This is a genomic window from Deefgea tanakiae (assembly GCF_019665765.1).
Classification (GTDB): Bacteria; Pseudomonadota; Gammaproteobacteria; order Burkholderiales; family Chitinibacteraceae; genus Deefgea; species Deefgea tanakiae.
The window spans coordinates 2,787,174-2,804,182 of sequence record NZ_CP081150.1; the positions used below are offsets into that span (position 1 = coordinate 2,787,174).

19 protein-coding genes and 1 pseudogene are annotated in these 17,009 nt (G+C 49.4%); 18 read left to right on the forward strand and 2 right to left on the reverse strand.

The window, feature by feature from the left end:
• Positions 1 to 61 precede the first annotated feature (61 nt).
• From K4H28_RS12975 to hisI, 11 genes are all read left to right on the forward strand, one after another.
• A complete protein-coding gene (locus K4H28_RS12975; protein WP_221005574.1) occupies positions 62 to 814 on the forward strand; it encodes an SDR family NAD(P)-dependent oxidoreductase in 753 nt (250 codons plus the stop codon).
• 58 nt (positions 815 to 872) lie between these two features.
• Entirely contained in the window at positions 873 to 1,016 is a 144-nt protein-coding gene (locus K4H28_RS12980; protein ID WP_255573680.1) for a DUF2256 domain-containing protein, read from the forward strand.
• Positions 1,013 to 2,548 carry a cryptochrome/photolyase family protein gene (locus K4H28_RS12985; protein ID WP_221005575.1) on the forward strand — a complete coding sequence of 512 codons (1,536 nt, stop codon included), beginning with the start codon at positions 1,013 to 1,015 and terminating at the stop codon, positions 2,546 to 2,548. Before K4H28_RS12980 ends, K4H28_RS12985 begins: the two co-directional genes overlap by 4 nt.
• A 21-nt stretch (positions 2,549 to 2,569) precedes the next feature.
• Positions 2,570 to 3,568, forward strand: coding sequence for an NAD(P)/FAD-dependent oxidoreductase (locus tag K4H28_RS12990; RefSeq protein WP_221005576.1), 999 nt, complete (start codon positions 2,570 to 2,572; stop codon positions 3,566 to 3,568).
• A gap of 13 nt (positions 3,569 to 3,581) precedes the next feature.
• Entirely contained in the window at positions 3,582 to 4,865 is a 1,284-nt protein-coding gene (locus tag K4H28_RS12995) for a DASH family cryptochrome (protein ID WP_221005577.1), read from the forward strand.
• Between the two features lie 336 nt (positions 4,866 to 5,201).
• Positions 5,202 to 5,795 (forward strand): imidazoleglycerol-phosphate dehydratase HisB, encoded by a 594-nt coding sequence (hisB, locus tag K4H28_RS13000; RefSeq protein ID WP_221005578.1) that lies wholly within the window; start codon positions 5,202 to 5,204, stop codon positions 5,793 to 5,795.
• 7 nt (positions 5,796 to 5,802) lie between these two features.
• Positions 5,803 to 6,450, forward strand: a complete 648-nt coding sequence (hisH, locus tag K4H28_RS13005) for an imidazole glycerol phosphate synthase subunit HisH (protein ID WP_221008054.1) — start codon at positions 5,803 to 5,805, stop codon at positions 6,448 to 6,450.
• A gap of 211 nt (positions 6,451 to 6,661) precedes the next feature.
• Positions 6,662 to 7,402, forward strand: a complete 741-nt coding sequence (hisA, locus tag K4H28_RS13010) for a 1-(5-phosphoribosyl)-5-[(5-phosphoribosylamino)methylideneamino]imidazole-4-carboxamide isomerase (protein ID WP_221005579.1) — start codon at positions 6,662 to 6,664, stop codon at positions 7,400 to 7,402.
• Positions 7,403 to 7,418: 16 nt separating this feature from the next.
• Positions 7,419 to 7,760: a hypothetical protein gene (locus K4H28_RS13015; RefSeq protein WP_221005580.1), complete on the forward strand. Its 342-nt coding sequence runs from the start codon at positions 7,419 to 7,421 to the stop codon at positions 7,758 to 7,760.
• Between the two features lie 86 nt (positions 7,761 to 7,846).
• Positions 7,847 to 8,614, forward strand: coding sequence for an imidazole glycerol phosphate synthase subunit HisF (gene hisF / locus K4H28_RS13020; RefSeq protein ID WP_221005581.1), 768 nt, complete (start codon positions 7,847 to 7,849; stop codon positions 8,612 to 8,614).
• Positions 8,614 to 9,015, forward strand: coding sequence for a phosphoribosyl-AMP cyclohydrolase (gene hisI / locus K4H28_RS13025; RefSeq protein ID WP_221005582.1), 402 nt, complete (start codon positions 8,614 to 8,616; stop codon positions 9,013 to 9,015). Before hisF ends, hisI begins: the two co-directional genes overlap by 1 nt.
• A gap of 58 nt (positions 9,016 to 9,073) precedes the next feature.
• On the opposite strand, the gene K4H28_RS13030 is transcribed toward hisI, so the two are convergent.
• Together K4H28_RS13030 and K4H28_RS13035 are read right to left on the reverse strand one after the other, a co-directional pair.
• Positions 9,074 to 9,640 carry a hypothetical protein gene (locus tag K4H28_RS13030; protein ID WP_221005583.1) on the reverse strand — a complete coding sequence of 189 codons (567 nt, stop codon included), beginning with the start codon at positions 9,638 to 9,640 and terminating at the stop codon, positions 9,074 to 9,076.
• 160 nt (positions 9,641 to 9,800) lie between these two features.
• Complete coding sequence (locus tag K4H28_RS13035) at positions 9,801 to 10,850, reverse strand: Lnb N-terminal periplasmic domain-containing protein (RefSeq protein WP_221005584.1); 1,050 nt, start codon at positions 10,848 to 10,850, stop codon at positions 9,801 to 9,803.
• A gap of 278 nt (positions 10,851 to 11,128) precedes the next feature.
• Here K4H28_RS13035 and K4H28_RS13040 point away from each other — a divergent pair, with 278 nt between their 5' ends.
• The 7 genes and pseudogenes from K4H28_RS13040 to K4H28_RS13070 all read left to right on the forward strand — a co-directional run bounded on the left by K4H28_RS13040 (position 11,129) and on the right by K4H28_RS13070 (position 16,723).
• A complete protein-coding gene (locus tag K4H28_RS13040; protein WP_221005585.1) occupies positions 11,129 to 11,455 on the forward strand; it encodes a phosphoribosyl-ATP diphosphatase in 327 nt (108 codons plus the stop codon).
• A gap of 5 nt (positions 11,456 to 11,460) precedes the next feature.
• Positions 11,461 to 11,787, forward strand: a complete 327-nt coding sequence (locus K4H28_RS13045; protein ID WP_221005586.1) for a histidine triad nucleotide-binding protein — start codon at positions 11,461 to 11,463, stop codon at positions 11,785 to 11,787.
• Between the two features lie 100 nt (positions 11,788 to 11,887).
• Entirely contained in the window at positions 11,888 to 12,091 is a 204-nt protein-coding gene (gene tatA, locus K4H28_RS13050; RefSeq protein ID WP_221005587.1) for a Sec-independent protein translocase subunit TatA, read from the forward strand.
• A 69-nt stretch (positions 12,092 to 12,160) separates the two neighbouring features.
• Positions 12,161 to 12,308 (forward strand): annotated as a pseudogene (locus tag K4H28_RS16950) (twin-arginine translocase TatA/TatE family subunit); the annotation flags it as partial.
• A gap of 353 nt (positions 12,309 to 12,661) precedes the next feature.
• Positions 12,662 to 13,393, forward strand: a complete 732-nt coding sequence (gene tatC, locus K4H28_RS13060) for a twin-arginine translocase subunit TatC (protein WP_221005589.1) — start codon at positions 12,662 to 12,664, stop codon at positions 13,391 to 13,393.
• Between the two features lie 19 nt (positions 13,394 to 13,412).
• Positions 13,413 to 15,206 (forward strand): PglL family O-oligosaccharyltransferase, encoded by a 1,794-nt coding sequence (locus tag K4H28_RS13065; RefSeq protein ID WP_221005590.1) that lies wholly within the window; start codon positions 13,413 to 13,415, stop codon positions 15,204 to 15,206.
• Positions 15,207 to 15,430: 224 nt separating this feature from the next.
• Entirely contained in the window at positions 15,431 to 16,723 is a 1,293-nt protein-coding gene (locus K4H28_RS13070) for a mannosyltransferase family protein (RefSeq protein WP_221005591.1), read from the forward strand.
• The last annotated feature ends 286 nt before the right edge of the window (positions 16,724 to 17,009 follow it).

The window sequence follows — 17,009 nt, forward strand, 5'->3', positions numbered from 1 at the left end:
CAAAGGTATATATTGCTACTTATTGGTAGCAATTATTCCTAGCAAGTAATGGAGCGGCATTATGTCAAAGACTATTTGGATCACAGGTGCCGCTGGCGCGATAGGATCGGCTCTAGCGCATTCCCTTTCCGAGCAGGGTCATCGCCTCGTTTTAAGCGGCCGTCATGAAGACAAATTGCTAGCTTTATCCAAGCAACTACCGGCAGAATCTTTGGTGATTCCAGGTGATCTAAGCACCGATAGCGCTGCTGACGTCATTTTGCAAACCGCGCAGCAGCTCAATTTCATCCCCAATGGATTTGCTCATTGCGTAGGCTCGACACTGATTCGCCCGCTTCATCTGACTAGCGCCAGTGATTGCCACGCGCTCTTTGCGCAAAACTACTTTTCGGCTTTTTATGCGCTGAAAGCCTTTGTCGCCTTGCAACTCAAAAACAAAAGCACTGCCTCAGTGGTCTTGGTTGGATCACTGGTCGCCAGTGCCGGATTTCCCAATCACGAAGCGATTGCTAGCGCCAAAGCGGCCGTTGCCAGCTTGGCGCAATCGACTGCTGCCACCTATGCCGATAAAGGCATCCGCGTGAATGCGGTGATGCCCGGCCTAACCCGCTCTGCTATATCAGAACGGCTAACTGGTACCCCTGAAGCGCTGGAACGCAATGCCAAAATGAACCCGATGGGAATCGTCGGCGAAGGTGAAGACAGCGCTGCTTTGATTGCATTTTTACTGAGCGATGCCGCGCGCTGGATTACAGGGCAAATCATTGGTGTTGATGGGGGCCATGCCCACTTAAGGCCTCTACCAAAAACATAAGGGTATCTACATGCAGGCATTAATAAATAAAGACTATATGCAGATACACCACCTAAAAATGACACACCACAAACTCAATCTTCCACAAAAAATCTGCCCAGTGTGCCAGCGCCCTTTTGCGTGGCGAAAAAAGTGGGCCAAGAACTGGGAATCCGTCAAATACTGTAGCGTGCGCTGCTCGCTCCACAAGGCCAAAACATGAGCACACTGCGACTCATTCTGGGCGACCAGCTCAATATTCAGCACAGTTGGTTTAGCCCAATTGAGCGCGCCCGCAGCGATGTGCTGTATGTGTTGATGGAATTACGCAGCGAAACCGACTACGCCCAGCATCATGCGCAAAAGGTTTTGGGCATCTTTGCAGCAATGCGTGGCTTTGCTACCGCGTTGCAAGCCGCAGGTTGCCGCGTGCAGTACATCAAAATAAATGATGCCAACAACCAGCAAAACTTCATCAGCAACTTGATTGACCTGATCAAGTCAGAACAAATCACACAGCTAGAGCGGCAACAGGCTGATGAATATCGCTTAGAGAGCCAGTTTCTCGCCGCCGAAGCACAGCTTGGCGTTCCAGTTATAGTCGTCGATAGTGAACACTTTCTCGCCGATCGTGTAGCGATTAGCACGCAATTTTCGCAAAAAATACCGCGCATGGAGTTTTTCTATCGAGCATTGCGCAAGCAATATCAAATTTTGCTCGATGCCGAAGGCCAACCTATCGGCGGACAATGGAATTTTGACCAAGACAATCGCAAACGCTGGAATGGCCAACCTGTTGCGCCCGCTTGGCCCAACTACGCCACCGATTTAAGCGAACTCTGGCAAGAAATCAGCGCCGCGGGCGTCAAAACCATAGGCCAGCCGCAAGCCAGCACCTTTCCGTGGCCGGTGACACGCAGCCAAGCCAAACATGCTTTAGCGACTTTCATTCAAAATGCACTCCCCCACTTTGGCGCCTATCAAGACGCGATGAGTACCGCATCAACCACGCTGTTTCATGCTGGCTTGTCGTTTGCACTCAATATCAAATTACTGCACCCACTCGAAGTCATACAGGCGGCGCTGCTTGAATACGAAGCCGAGCGCGTTTCACTCTCGACCATTGAAGGCTTTGTGCGGCAAATTTTGGGCTGGCGCGAGTTCGTTCGCGGCGTGTACTGGGCGCGAATGCCGCAGTACGGGCAACTCAATGCACTAAACCATCAAGGCAAGCTACCGAGCTGGTATTGGGACGGCAGCACCAAAATGAATTGCGCCCAACACGCGATCACGCAATCGCTGGAAACGGGCTACGCCCACCACATTCAACGGCTAATGGTTACGGGCAACTTTGCCTTGCTGGCGGGTATTGCGCCCGATGAAGTCGACGCTTGGTACTTAGGGATTTATGTCGATGCGTTTGAATGGGTCGAAATGCCCAATACGCGCGGCATGAGCCAGTATGCCGATGGCGGTCTATTGGGCAGCAAACCCTACTCGGGTTCGGCGAGCTATATCAATAAAATGAGCGATTATTGTAAAGGCTGCCACTATGATGCCAAACAGCGTCACGGAGAAAAAGCGTGTCCGTTCAATAGTCTGTACTGGCACTTTCATCATCGCCACGCCGCACGCCTAGAGAAAAATCCAAGACTCGGCATGACTTATCAAACTTGGAAAAAAATGGACGGTGCCGAACGCGAAGCCACATTAGCCCAAGCCGAACTGTATCTTGGGCAGCTCGATCATTTGTAATTCAAACATCAAGGAATCGCTTTGAAAACCAACTGGGATGTGATTGTGATTGGTGCGGGCATGGCGGGACTGAGTGCAGCACAACAACTACGCGCTGCGGGCAAAGACGTGTTGGTGCTCGAAAAATCACGCGGTGTCGGCGGGCGGATGGCAACTCGCCGCACTGATGCGGGGCAATGGGATCACGGCGCGCAATATTTCACGGCAAGATCAGCCACCTTTCGCCGCCAAATTGCGCTTTGGCTCCGTGCTAATGTCGTTAGCCGTTGGCATGAACCCATTTACGCATGGGATGGAACAACGCTACAAGCCAGCTCGCCGCAGCAACGCTTTGTCGGCAAACCCACGATGAATGCACCGTTACGCGCGATGGCGGCGCAATTAGTCATCGAATTATCGGCTCAAGTGAGCTGCATAAGCCGATCTTGCGGAGCTTGGAGCGTTCATTCTGAATCAAAAACTTGGCAAGCGCCTGAGCTGGTATTGGCGATTCCAGCGCCACAAGTGGCAAGGCTGCTGCCTGCAACGCATCCACTGCAAGCGGCTACGGCACAAGTCACGATGCAGCCCTGCTGGGCGGTGATGATCAGTAGCAAGCACGCAATTCATCTGCCGTTTGCTGGGCTCTTCGTGAATGAAACCAATGTCAACGATGATGTTTTATCTTGGATTGCGCTCGATAGCAGCAAAGCAGGTCGTAGCGGTCAGCACTGGGTTTTACACGCCAGCGTGGCCTGGTCGCTCGCGCATTTAGACGATACGCCCGACATGGTCATTGATGCGCTATGCCAAGCTTTTAGTCGACTCTTAAAACAGTGGGGCCAATCCAAGCCGAGTTGGCAAGCGGCTACCGCCCATCGTTGGCTATATGCGCGGGGCAATGCTGAAGCGCCCATAACGCAAGACGCCAGCGATGGCTTGGCGATTGCAGGCGATTGGCTGGCCGGAGGCCGAGTCGAAGGCGCTTATCTATCTGGTGTAGCGGCCGCAGATATCTTGCTGACGCACAGCGCCAATTAAACGAGAACTCAGAATGCCAACCGCAGCCTATTGGTTTCGAAATGACTTACGCCTGAGCGACAACGCCTCACTTCACCTCGCTTGCCAGCAATGCGATGAACTAGCACTGATTTACTGCATCGCACCAGACGAACAAACTCAGTGGGGATTTACTCGCGTCGGTCAGCATCGAAAAGCGTTTCTGAGCGATACGCTGCACGATCTTGAGGCGGCCTGTGCAGAGCGGGGCAATTCGCTCATCATCATTGCCGGTCAGCCAGAGCAAGTACTGCCGCCACTGCTTAGGCAACTGAATACCACCACGCTCTATTGCGAAACGATTGCCGCGCCCGAAGAAACCGCCCAAGTCGACGCGCTGCGTGAGCACGGTTTTAATGTCACAACGACGTGGCAATCGAGCTTATTCGACCCGGACCAGCTGCCATTTCAGATTCACCAGCTACCCGCAACGTTTACACCGTTTCGGCACCAAATTGAGCAGTCGGCCACTCAAATCCCTCCTCCGCAGCCAGAGATAGATCGACTGCCTGCGCCACCTGCAGCCATCGCAACGATTGAAGCGGCAGATATCAAAGCTTGGGCGGGCGCAGTCCATCACGACGCACGCAGCGCATTTCCCTACCAACAAACGCAATGGCAGGGCGGCGCGACTGCGGCGGCAGCGCATTTGGCTCGCTATATTCAATCGGGTTTGGCTGACACCTATAAAGAAACCCGCAACGGACTGATTGGCACCGATTACTCGACCAAACTCTCACCGTGGCTCGCCACTGGGGCGCTCTCAGCAAGGCAAATCAATCACGCAGTCAAAGCACACGAAGCCATCGTTGGCGCCAATGAAAGTACATACTGGATTGGCTTTGAGCTGCTGTGGCGCGATTTCTTTCGGTTTTTACACCTGCGCTATGGGCGGCAACTGTACCGCGCCAAGGGACTCAACTCCGCGGCAAGCGTTTCACACCACACAGACAACTTCACCAAATGGCGCCAAGCTCAAACTGGCGAGCCGTTCATCGATGCAGGTATGCGCGAATTGGCGGCAACCGGCTACCTCTCCAACCGAATGCGGCAGAATGTCGCGAGCTACCTTATTCACGAACTGCAATGCGATTGGCGCGCGGGTGCGGCATGGTTTGAATCGCAACTGATCGATTACGATGTCTACAGCAATCAAGGCAACTGGCTATATTTGGCAGGCTACGGCACCGATCCGCGCCCCAATCGACGCTTTAGCATTACCAAGCAAATCGCTAATTACGACCCTCAGCACGCGTATATACAGCTATGGCGTCACTGAACTTCCTCGAATCGCTGCAGGCCGTCATCAGCAACGCCAACACCGTTGTGCTGATGCCTGACCCTCATTTTTAAAATCCCGCTGAATCAGGCAAGACAGTCCAATAAAAAATTTTAACTATGGTATATGCATGTAGCCATTAATATTTAATGTCTACATAAGCATACCCATATGTAATTATTTTACATCCATCGCCTTTCATCATTCTTCAACTGGCCATGTCAGGGAAATCGCTAGTAAGACTTCCCGTAAAGCTGTTTCTGTTAGAAAATAAGCGTCTAAAGTCGTTATCGCCTGCATTTGCTGCCGTAACGCCCCAAACATCGAGACCGACCCATGCGCCAAGTTACTGTCACCCGCAATACGCTAGAAACTCAAATCACGATTACGCTGAACCTCGATGGTACCGGTGTAAGTAAATTTGATACGGGCGTACCGTTTTTCGAACACATGCTCGACCAAGTTGCGCGCCACGGCCTATTTGATATTGAAATCAAAGCCGTTGGTGATTTGCACATCGATGCACACCACACCGTTGAAGACGTGGGCATCACGCTTGGCCAAGCCTTTGCCAAAGCAGTCGGCGATAAAAAAGGCATCGTTCGCTACGGCCACAGCTATGTGCCACTCGACGAAGCACTGAGCCGCGTCGTGGTAGACCTGTCTGGTCGCCCCTGTTTGGAATATGACTGTGAATACACCCGCGCAATGATTGGCGGCTTTGACGTTGATTTGTTTGGCGAATTCTTCCGTGGTTTTGTTAATCACGCGGCAATCAGCTTGCACATTGACAATTTGAAAGGCAAAAACGCCCACCACCAAGCCGAAACGATTTTCAAAGCTTTAGGTCGTGCGCTGCGCATGGCAGTTGAATTTGACCCACGGATGGCAGGCATTACGCCGTCCACCAAAGGCACGTTGGTAGGTTGATATGAGCATGCAAAAAATCGCCATCGTTGACTATGGTATGGGCAATTTGCATTCCGTCACCAAAGCATTTGAGTTGGTGGCAGAAGATCATGCCGAAATTATCCTGACTGCCGATCCAGCGGTCGTTGCGAGCGCCGACAAAGTGGTTTTCCCCGGTCAAGGCGCGATGCCCGACTGCATGCGCGAACTGGAAGCCAGTGGCTTAAAACAAGCCGTGCTTGACGCAGCGGCGAGCAAACCATTTTTAGGTATTTGTGTTGGTGCGCAATTGTTATTTGAACACAGCGAAGAAGGCGATATGGATTGCCTAGGCGTGTTCAAAGGCAATGTCATCAAATTCAAGCCAGAAAATATGCATGACGCCAATGGGCAAAAGCTCAAAGTGCCGCACATGGGCTGGAATGAGATGTTTATTGTCCAAGATCATCCACTTTGGGCGGGAATTAGCGACACTGAACGCTTTTATTTTGTGCACAGCTACCACTTTTCACCGGCCGAACCGCACGACACGATCATCGAAACTGGTTATCCGAATCGGTTCGCAGTGGCGATCGCCAAAGACAATATTTTTGCGATTCAATGCCACCCAGAAAAAAGCAGCACGGCAGGTTTGCAATTACTAAAGAACTTTGTACTGTGGAACGGCAAGCAATAAAATTGAAAAACAATCGCAGTGCAAATTTATAACCTATACTGCTTTCTTGCTTAACCCATTAACGACTCACTTAATAACACGCTCATATCATGCTGATTATTCCTGCAATTGATTTAAAAGATGGCCAGTGCTTACTCGTTCCTGCGCCAATTTGAGCTAAATACTGCTAGCGTTTCAATGATCAACTTACTACTAACACGAACTCTCAATCATGCTGATTATCCCTGCAATTGACTTAAAAGATGGCCAGTGCGTTCGCCTGCGCCAAGGTGAAATGGAAGGCGCAACTGTTTTCTCTGATGATCCTGCGAGTTTTGTTAGCCATTGGCTAGGCCAAGGCGCTCGCCGCATGCACCTAGTTGATTTGAACGGCGCATTTGCTGGAAAACCAAAGAACTTAGCCGCCGTTAAAGCGATTTTGGCTGAAATCAAAGGTGAAGTACCAGTGCAATTGGGTGGCGGTATTCGCTCACTCGAAACCATAGAAATGTACCTTGATGCCGGCATTGATTACGTCATTATTGGTACTGCAGCGATTAAGCAGCCTGGCTTTTTGCACGAAGCATGTGATGCTTTCCCCGGCAATATCATTGTTGGCTTGGATGCAAAAGACGGCATGGTGGCTACCGATGGTTGGGCGAAAATCACCGATCACAATGTGATTGATTTGGCTAAACGCTTTGAAGGCTACGGCGTAGAAAGCGTGATTTACACCGACATTGGCCGCGATGGCATGCTGTCGGGCGTGAATATCGAAGCAACCGTGAAACTAGCTCAAGCATTAACCATTCCTGTGATCGCATCAGGTGGCCTGACTAATCTCGATGATGTGCGTAAATTGTGCGAAGTCGCTGATGAAGGGATCGAAGGCGTGATTACCGGCCGTGCGATTTACGAAGGCACCATTGATTTTGCAAAAGCACAAGATTTAGCAGACGAACTGTCGGCGTAAATCACTGCGAGGGCGCATGGAAAAACCAGAATGGTTTGATTGGGCAAACGACGAGAAAAAAGCGGGCGAATGGATACGCTCGAATAATCCCGAATGGTTTGCTCAAGTCTGCCAACTGTTGTTTGACCACGATCCGATGATGATGACCCTCGTCGGCGAGCCTGAAGGCTACGCGCCCGAAGTCGGCAGTATTTTGCGTAGCCTGCCGCAATGCATGAACGTAGATGATGTGCAGCAATTAATCTTTAATGTTTTCACACAATGGTTTACGCCAGAATTTGCTGGTGGCCGCAGCCAATATGCTGAAGTCGCAGCCGCAGTGTGGGAAAACTGGAAACAGCAACAGAGTGAAGAGTGAGGCGCTAGGCGTTAGGGGTAAAACCATAAACGCCGCTACCCTCTCGCTTCACACCTTTCACCTTACCCTTTACTCCTCACACATACATGCCTTTAGCCAAACGAATTATCCCTTGCCTTGATGTGACCAATGGTCGTGTAGTTAAAGGAGTCAACTTCCTCGAACTACGTGATGCAGGCGACCCAGTCGAAATCGCCCGCCGCTACAACGAACAAGGCGCTGACGAGCTAACCTTCCTCGACATTACCGCCTCTAGCGACAACCGCGATCTGATTTTGCACGTGATCGAGGCCGTGGCTTCACAAGTCTTTATCCCGCTTACCGTGGGCGGTGGCGTGCGTGTGCCGGATGATGTGCGTCGTTTGCTCAATGCCGGTGCCGACAAAGTCAGCATCAACACCACCGCAGTGACGAATCCCGAGGTGGTCGAACAAGCTGCCAGCCGTTTTGGTAGCCAAGCGATTGTGGTGGCGATTGATGCCAAAGCCACTGACGCGACTAATAGCCGCTGGGAAGTTTTCACCCACGGCGGCCGCCGCGCAACAGGACTTGATGCCGTGGAATGGGCGTTGAAAATGCAGCAGCTCGGCGCGGGTGAAATCTTGCTCACCAGCATGGACCGTGACGGCACCAAAATTGGCTTTAACCTACCACTGACGCGAGCGGTTTCTGATGCAGTAAACATTCCGGTGATTGCCTCGGGCGGGGTCGGCAATCTGCAGCATTTGGTCGATGGTGTTACGCAAGGTCACGCCGATGCCGTGCTCGCCGCAAGTATTTTCCACTTTGGCGAATATTCAGTGCGCGAAGCCAAATTGGCGATGCAAGCTGCAGGTATCGAGGTAAGGCTGTAATGACTACAAATTGGCTAGCCGAAATCAAGTGGGACGAGAAAGGCCTCGTTCCGGTAATCGCGCAAGATGAAACCACAGGTCGCGTAATGATGTTTGCGTATGCCAATGCAGACGCCGTAGCGCTTACCGCCCAGAAGCATACCGCCCATTACTGGACGCGTTCACGGCAAAAGCTATGGCATAAAGGCGAAGAGTCGGGGCACTTTCAACACGTTTCCAGCATTCAACTCGATTGCGATGGCGATGTGCTGATTTATAAAATTCGGCAAGAAGGCGGCATCGCCTGCCACACGGGTCGCGAGAGCTGCTTTTTCCGTACCTTGCAAAATGGGCAATGGGAAGTCACCGAGGATATTTTAAAAGATCCATCGGCGATCTACGGCGCAGGGCATTCGCACTGAACTGGGCTCCTAAAAAAAAGACCACGCAAAAGCGTGGTCTTTTTCATCATCTCAAATCTTAGAAGCCACACAACAAGCGTACACGACGCTCTGCTTGATCAAAAGCGGCATCCGTAGTCGCGGTTAACAATCCTTGTTTCGCTTCATCGCAAGCATTGGCATTTTGCTGGTCTTTGCGTGCAACCGGAGCTTGTGCACGGCCAGTACAACGTGAGTCAGCCGCTAAGCGAAGATTATTGAAAGCGCCCTGCTCAACCGATACGCAATCGCCAACGCGTTTACCGCCTTGATCGATCACCATCGTAATGGTTTGATTATTGTTCATCAAAATCGTGTATTGGAAAGCCTGCGAATTAGTCGCCATGCGAGTCAATTGCTGTCCCGCAACACCACCGCCCACCGCACGCAATGCACGATTACTACCTGAGCGACCCGAGCCCGATGCCAAACCAATCGTACCACCGACAACAGCGCCAGCCACTTGCGCATTGGTATTGGCTTCCGTGACTGCATTGATCGCGGTAATGCGGCCATACGACACCGTAGATTGCGCCGCAGCCACACCCGCTACTGATAATAATGAAGCAGCAACAAGTGCTTGAAGTGCCGACTTAGAGAATTGCATATTTGATTTCCTTTATCTGATGACATAAAAACTCGCGAATCTGGCAACCTAAGCTGATCAAAGCCCATTCCTAATTCGACGAATCATGAAGCAAAATACTGAAACCGAAAAACATTACCGCAATTTCATTACGCAAAACATACAGAAAAAAAAGTTAACCTTAAGGCGCACTCGCTACGCGCGCAGGCGGAATTGGCAAACCCGCGCGAATTTTTGCCGAAAAGTCGGGATCACCTTCGGCGGCTTGAGCAGCAGCATTAATATGTGAGCGTTGACGGAATTCTTCAAATGGTAAATCCGTATCTAAAAATCCAGCATGATAAAGATAGGTATCAATCCAACCATTCAATAAATGACGAATATTAAACTCCCCCACTCGCCCTGCCCGATTAGCGTAGCGCACAATATTCAGCGTGCAATTATTACTGAGTAAGTTGTACCACTCCGGCTTCGCAGCCAACTCGTTAATTCGCTCCAGATAAATCAAGAATAAAGCCCGCGCCCCTTCGGCCGACACGCGCACAGGATACAAAAATACATCTTCTTTGCGATGATTGGTGCGAACACCAACAATGTCTTGCTCATCGCCCATCACATAAATCAACTCAAACTGCTTAAACATCGAAGCCAATGGGTGAAAGCCTTCATGCGACTCTGGCCGCGTTTCAATCGAAATCGACAGCGGTGGGGCATTATCAAAAGTAAAGCTTAAAAAGGTATGCCCAACCGGCCCTTTCATCCAATACGAAATAAAGAAATCCACGCCAGTAAGATGGGAAAGAAACACCTCACGGTCTTCATACTTCACAGTAAAGTCGTCCAGTGTCTGATACTTAAAATTTCGAACATTCCGCAATAAAATACGATCGCCATCAATATCGGCATGAGGCATCACTGCCACGTCCGTTTGCCACAGCCGCTGATGCGACGCAGGTATCACCCACCAATACGCTAGCACAACTAAAAAAACGCCAGCAAAGACAAAGCGCATCTTCGAACGGCGCGATAGCCACAAAGCCCATATACCAAATACGGCAAAAGCCAACGAAACAGCAAGGCGCAATGACCACCAAGGTAAATTAGACCAATACAAGGCCAATGAACCCCAAGCAACCAAACCCGCAAACACCAGAACAACGGACAGAATCACCAGTAAATGACTGGGTTTAATCACCGTAGAACGAAAAAAACTAACTATTTTTGAAAACATGATTCATGATCTCTTCGATGACATTTCAATGCCGCACGACAGTGTTGAACTAGAAAGGTGATTGGTCGTTTATTCTAACCGAAACACCGATATAACCACGACATACCTGAAAGCAAAGTGTCATTAAGAAAGAAAGTTACATTGAGCCGCTCAGCGACTGAGGGCTAGCAAATGCAAATAAAATTGATCCGTCAGAAACACATCACCACCACACAAGGTTACAATAGCCACGAAATTGTAATGTTTACGCAATATAATCGCCGTTTTGAGGAGTTCCTATGGTTTCCGCTGAAATTCTTGACCGCCTATCTACTACGCTCAATGAGCGTCGTTCGGCTGATCCGTCTTCATCCTATGTGGCTAAGTTATTCCACAAAGGCACAGACGAGATTTTGAAAAAAGTGGGTGAAGAAGCAGTTGAAACCATCATGGCGGCAAAAGATGGCGACAAGCTCCACTTGGTGCGCGAAGTCGCTGATTTGTGGTTTCATACCTTGGTGCTATTGGCGCACGAAGGGCTGAGCCACGAAGATGTATTGGCTGAACTAGCACGTCGGGAAGGTATTTCTGGCATCGATGAAAAAGCTGCGCGCAAACAAGGTTAAAAATCATGAGCGACTGCCTATTTTGTAAAATCGTGGCGGGTGTGATTCCGGCGAAAGTCATTTACGAAGACGATGATGTCCTCGCGTTTAATGATATTCGCCCAGCAGCACCGGTGCATTTTTTGCTGATTCCAAAACGTCATATTGAGTCTTTACTCACGACGACGATGGAAGACCAAGCTTTGCTAGGGAAAATGCTTGCTGTAGCGCCAATCATCGCACGCGAACAAGGTTTGGGGGCCGGATTTAAAACGGCCATCAATACCGGCTTGGCCGGTGGGCAAGAAGTATTCCATTTACATTTGCACGTCCTGGGTACCCCGCAAGAGTAATAGACGCTAGTCATTATTATGATTAGTCTGCATAGCTATACCCTATGCGTTGTTTTCATTTTTCTTGCTTTGGCAAGCGTAGACATTTTCGAGGTTGATCATGGGTTCATTTAGTATTTGGCACTGGCTCGTTGTTTTAGTCATTATCATCTTAGTTTTTGGCACAAAAAAACTAGGCTCTATTGGCAAAGATTTAGGCTCTGCTGTGAAGGGCTTTAAAGACGGCATTAAAGAAGGTGAAGACGCAGAAAAGAAACCTGCCGAAAAAGAAGTCGGCCGCGTCATTGATAACGATAAGCCTTAATCGTGAGCGAGTGTTGGACGGCCATGCCGTCCCTTGTCTCTCTTTATGATGATTTAATCGGTAACGCCTGTGTTTGATGTTAGCTTTGGTGAACTCATTCTGATTGGTGCGGTAACGCTGATTGTCGTTGGCCCTGAACGCATGCCCAAAGTCGCTCGAACGGCTGGGATGTTACTTGGCCGTTTGCAGCGCTTTATTGGCAACGTCAAAGCTGAGTTGCATCAAGAGATGCAAATGAGCGAATTAGCCCAACTCGAGGCCGATTTACGCAAAGAAGCCGATGAGATTCAGCAATCCATTCATCAGCCCTTGTCTGATGCTGCATCGATGTTGGCGGAAGGCGCTCAAATGCCCCCAACAGCCAGTGAAGAAAATCGCGTTGATGAATCGAGTGCAGCGATTGCCGCAAATCCAAACGAGCACGGCCAGCTCGATTTATTTGCCAATGCTGTGCAGCCTCTCAATAGCGCTTACCGTGATCGACGCTAAGCATCGCCTCCACGTACTCATATCACCCAAGTTATCGAGCGTGCCGCCCTCCATATTGCATGACCGTCAGCGAAACTAGATATGAACGATAATCTGCAACCTCTATTCAGCCACTTATTAGAACTCCGTACTCGCCTAGTGCGTGGCGTATTGGTGTTTCTAGTCGGTTTCATTATTGCATTCGCGTTTTCTGCCCAGCTCTACGACATCATGGTCGCACCCTTGGCGAATGTCTTACCAGGGCAAAAATTGGTGACGATCGGGATTGCATCGCCATTTATGGTGCAAGTCAAAATCGCCGCCTTGGTGGCGTTTGTCATCACGCTACCCCACTCGCTGTATCAAGTCTGGGCATTTATTGCTCCCGGTCTTTATCAGCATGAGAAAAAACTCATTGTTCCGGTCATTTTTGCATCCAGTCTCTTGTTCATCGTTGGTATGGCTTTTGCCTATTTCCTCGTTTTTGGCGTGGTGTTTAAATTCATCGTCTCGGTTGTGCCAGCCAGTATGCAATGGCTGCCAGACTCGGGGGAATACCTCGACTTTGCGATGGGGATGTTTTTGGCCTTTGGCGTAACCTTCCAAGTCCCGATAGCTGTTATCGTTTCGGTTCGCATGGGAATGGTCACGATTGAAAAGCTGCGCGAAATCCGCTCTTATGTGATTGTAGGTGCATTTGTGATTGCTGCCATCGTGACGCCACCTGATATCGCATCTCAGCTGATGCTCGCGATTCCTTTGTGTCTCTTGTACGAACTCGGTGTATTTATTGCCGCAATGCTGTATCGTCCGAAACCTATAACCCCCGATTGATGAACAATTTGAGTTGACCATGATCCAACTGCGCATTTTGCAGACTCTGCTTTTTTTATTGGCAGCCGTTCCCTGTGGCATTCCCTTTCGCTGGAATCCCAACCCTGTCTTCCCATCCGAACTCGCGGCCTTTGTTTTATGCGTCTTGATTACATTGACGTGCGGCTTTATCCCCAATTCACGCGGCGAGAAATCAAATCCGCCATGGACTAGCCTGATTTGGATCGCCTTTGCTGGACTCATTGGCATTCAAGCGTTGATTACCCAGCCTTATTACAATACCGAAGTCGTCTATCCCATCATTTACGCCTTGGGTGCCGGTGGCGTTGCTTGGGGCCTATCCCGCGCATTTGCAGTGTTCGATAAAAATGAACTGGTCACGATGTTTGCCTGGGGTTTATTGGCAGGCTCGATATTTAACTCGGGTCTCGCTATTCCGCAAATCATGCAACTGGTTCAAGAAGGCCCGCGCTTGATTTTTGGGAATATCGGCCAAAAAAATCTATACGGGCATTATCTAGCCTGGGGCTTGGCGAGTGCCGCCTATCTGGTCACTCAAAAAGACGAATTGCCCAAATGGATGTTTTGGATTGTTGCGCCATGGTTGGCGCTATCCTTAGCATTTTGTGGCTCACGTTCGCCGTTTTTGTATGCTTTTGCATGGCTTCCTGCAGGTCTATTCCTGTGGTGGCGCGGTGGCGAAATCGTTCGCCAGTTTGGTAAAGCGCTCACCATCGCTGCGGCTTTAATTATCGTGATGCAATTCATTGCACCTGTGGTGAATGAATTGCTGCAAGCGATGCTGAAAGCCAAGAATGAAGTGCCGACCGGCCTTGATCGCATAGACTCCAATGGCTCCCGCCGTTTGGTCGAGTGGCATAAAGCATGGCTGGCTTTTCTGGCCTACCCTTGGACTGGCATTGGCTGGGGTGCATTTGGTGCGCAAAGTGTGGCATTGCAAGTTCGACCTGAGTTTGCAATCGTGTCGGAAAGCGTTTTGTTTACGCACGCACACAACTCCGTGCTCAATCTGCTCGCAGAAACCGGTATTTTTGGTGGTTTGATTATCCTCGGCGGTATTCTCTGGGCGTTTTGTAATTTGTTCCGCCAATGGAATAACCCTATCGTTGTATTCGGTGCATCGCTCGCTGTGGTATCACTACTGCACAGTTTGGTCGAATACCCCCTATGGTACTTCCATTTCCTTGGGCCATTTGCTGTTGCGCTGTTTTTCTTGCGCAGCGACGCACCCAATCTCAAGCTCCCAACCAGTGCAGCCCGTGTCATTTGGACGATGTGGGGCGGTGTTGCCCTGACGATTGCCGTCTTAGGCGGGCAACTCTACCTAAAAATTTACCCGATTTTGGACCCTGCCCAAGATGAAAAAGTGAATGCCGAGCGCATCCGCACTTTGGAATCGATGCGCCACAATCCGCTGATTGATTTTTATGCCGATTACGGCTTATCGAATTACATCGTGGCCAGCGATAGTGAGATGCCTTGGAAACTCAGTATTTTGCGGCATCTGAATGCACTACGCCCTTATCCGGGTCAAATGACCGATCAGGCCGTCATGGAAGCACTCAGCGGCAACCAAGCAATTGCCCAAAAGCTTATGCGCCAAGCCGCCTTTTCCTACCCTGAAAGTTATGATTATTTCTATGAGACTTTATTTAAATTTGAAGAGCCCGCAGTGCGAGCGCTAGTCAAAGAAGTCGATGAAGGCCGCGCATTTTTTAATGCCAAGCTTGATTTCAAACTGAAACGACCGGTCGATCCGCTAGACACAAACACACCAGAAGCAGGCCAATAAACATCAAACGGCATCAATTAAATTGATGCCGTTTTTTTATACTCAGCTACAAACACCGCAAATTTTTATAGTAACGAGCTATATCAGAAAGCTCTAATCTGTTGTTTTTATTCTATTTTACCGCTCATTCCTAACTAAAATTAATCGATAGCGATAAAACTTACGCCATAATTTATCGCAATAGCTCAATGAAGCTAAGTCGTTTCAAAACAGGGATGAGACAAATGATGATGACCACGCTTGCGCTGCTCGCCTTTGTGCTGCTGTTGGCGCAAATAGCCGTACGGACCACGTATGAATTTCGCCTAAATTTAGGCGACAATGCCAATGAAGTGCTGGGTAACTTACAGGCTCGCTATAGCGAACGACCAAACGACCTACCTCTCAACTCAGCAAACACATTTCAGCAACGCCACCCAATCATTGCGTTAATCGGTCTTGTACTGGGCGTGCGTTTTGCAACGTGGATTTTAGCGTGGCTGTTGTACATGGTTAGAGAGAATCGCTTCGTCGGTTTTTTTGAGAGCATGAAAGACATTTGGTGGCGCTGGGATGCTGTGCATTATCTAAATATTGCGGATCATGGCTATGTACGCGAAGCCATGCCAGAAAAGCTCAATTTAGTGTTCTATCCACTTTACCCGTCAATCGTTAGCCTCGTTAAATTGGCCGGAGTGCCACTGTTCGCCGCCTCAATACTCGTTTCACTGGCCGCGTTTTGCGCTGCTTCGCTGATTTTGTACAAGCTAGTTGAACGAGAAACGGCCAACCCGCAACTGGCGTGGGATAGTTGCAAGATTTTGGCGATTTTTCCTTTTTCTTTCTTTTTTGCGATGCCGTATACCGAGAGCCTTTTTTTATTGCTAACGCTGGCATCGTTTTGGTTTTTGCGTGATGGCCGCTGGCTTGCTGCAGGCGCTGTGGCGGCACTCGCAGGGTTAACCCGTAATCAAGGGATTTTATTAGCTGTGCCTTTCGTGTTTGAAATCGCACAGCGCTGGCGCAATGGTGAACTCAAACATCCTTATCGCGCCGCTATCGGTTTAATGCTGGTTCCTTTGGGTTTTGTGGCTTATCTCGCACTGAATAAGTATATCTCTGGCGAATGGTTTCGCTTTTTGATTTACCAAAAACAAAATTGGTCACAAAGCTTTGGCTTTATGCCGCGTAATGTAGCGGGGGCACTAGAAAGTCTCATTAATGGCGAAGTGCATCTAGGCTTGGGTACATGGCTACCTACACTGGTTTGCTACTTTGCTGCGATTGGTGTGCTATTAGCCAGCAGCCGGAAAATCCCGCTGCCCTACCTTGCATATTCGGCGATCTACCTGATGATTTCTTATTCGCCGAGCTGGCTATTATCAGGCCCACGCTATTTGATGAGCTTGTTTCCACTGGCTATTGCTGCAGCAATTTTGATGCAGCGCAGCCACTATTGGCATCAAGCTATTGAATTTGTAATGTTGGCTGGGCTGGGGTTTTTCTTACTGATGTACATTCAATTTCACGTTTATTAATTTAGTCGATGGCCCATTTAACTTAATCATCCAAGCCATACCTCACATTCAGACACACGCCTGCCAGAGCATCTCGCCTCACAGGCGTGTAACAGCATCAAAACAAGTACCTTAGACCTCAGACTGCATTCAAGTCATCACTTACAGATCTAAAATTTAACTTTCTTTTTTACTAAGCTGCGTTAGAATAGCCAAACAAGCCTGCTGCAATGCAGCATAAAGCACGTATATAGCGAATTACTATATTTAATATGGCCTACAGGCAGATACATATAAATATTAATTC

Bases quoted from the DNA above. Each gene is read 5' to 3' on its own strand.
- K4H28_RS13030 (WP_221005583.1), bottom strand. From the start codon at position 9,640: ATGCAATTCTCTAAGTCGGCACTTCAAGCACTTGTTGCTGCTTCATTA.
- hisI (WP_221005582.1), top strand. From the start codon at position 8,614: ATGACTACAAATTGGCTAGCCGAAATCAAGTGGGACGAGAAAGGCCTC.
- K4H28_RS13035 (WP_221005584.1), bottom strand. From the start codon at position 10,850: ATGTTTTCAAAAATAGTTAGTTTTTTTCGTTCTACGGTGATTAAACCC.
- tatA (WP_221005587.1), top strand. From the start codon at position 11,888: ATGGGTTCATTTAGTATTTGGCACTGGCTCGTTGTTTTAGTCATTATC.
- tatC (WP_221005589.1), top strand. From the start codon at position 12,662: ATGAACGATAATCTGCAACCTCTATTCAGCCACTTATTAGAACTCCGT.
- K4H28_RS13040 (WP_221005585.1), top strand. From the start codon at position 11,129: ATGGTTTCCGCTGAAATTCTTGACCGCCTATCTACTACGCTCAATGAG.
- K4H28_RS13045 (WP_221005586.1), top strand. From the start codon at position 11,461: ATGAGCGACTGCCTATTTTGTAAAATCGTGGCGGGTGTGATTCCGGCG.
- hisF (WP_221005581.1), top strand. From the start codon at position 7,847: ATGCCTTTAGCCAAACGAATTATCCCTTGCCTTGATGTGACCAATGGT.
- K4H28_RS12995 (WP_221005577.1), top strand. From the start codon at position 3,582: ATGCCAACCGCAGCCTATTGGTTTCGAAATGACTTACGCCTGAGCGAC.
- K4H28_RS12980 (WP_255573680.1), top strand. From the start codon at position 873: ATGACACACCACAAACTCAATCTTCCACAAAAAATCTGCCCAGTGTGC.
- K4H28_RS12975 (WP_221005574.1), top strand. From the start codon at position 62: ATGTCAAAGACTATTTGGATCACAGGTGCCGCTGGCGCGATAGGATCG.
- hisB (WP_221005578.1), top strand. From the start codon at position 5,202: ATGCGCCAAGTTACTGTCACCCGCAATACGCTAGAAACTCAAATCACG.
- hisA (WP_221005579.1), top strand. From the start codon at position 6,662: ATGCTGATTATCCCTGCAATTGACTTAAAAGATGGCCAGTGCGTTCGC.
- K4H28_RS13015 (WP_221005580.1), top strand. From the start codon at position 7,419: ATGGAAAAACCAGAATGGTTTGATTGGGCAAACGACGAGAAAAAAGCG.
- hisH (WP_221008054.1), top strand. From the start codon at position 5,803: ATGCAAAAAATCGCCATCGTTGACTATGGTATGGGCAATTTGCATTCC.
- K4H28_RS13065 (WP_221005590.1), top strand. From the start codon at position 13,413: ATGATCCAACTGCGCATTTTGCAGACTCTGCTTTTTTTATTGGCAGCC.
- K4H28_RS12985 (WP_221005575.1), top strand. From the start codon at position 1,013: ATGAGCACACTGCGACTCATTCTGGGCGACCAGCTCAATATTCAGCAC.
- K4H28_RS13070 (WP_221005591.1), top strand. From the start codon at position 15,431: ATGATGATGACCACGCTTGCGCTGCTCGCCTTTGTGCTGCTGTTGGCG.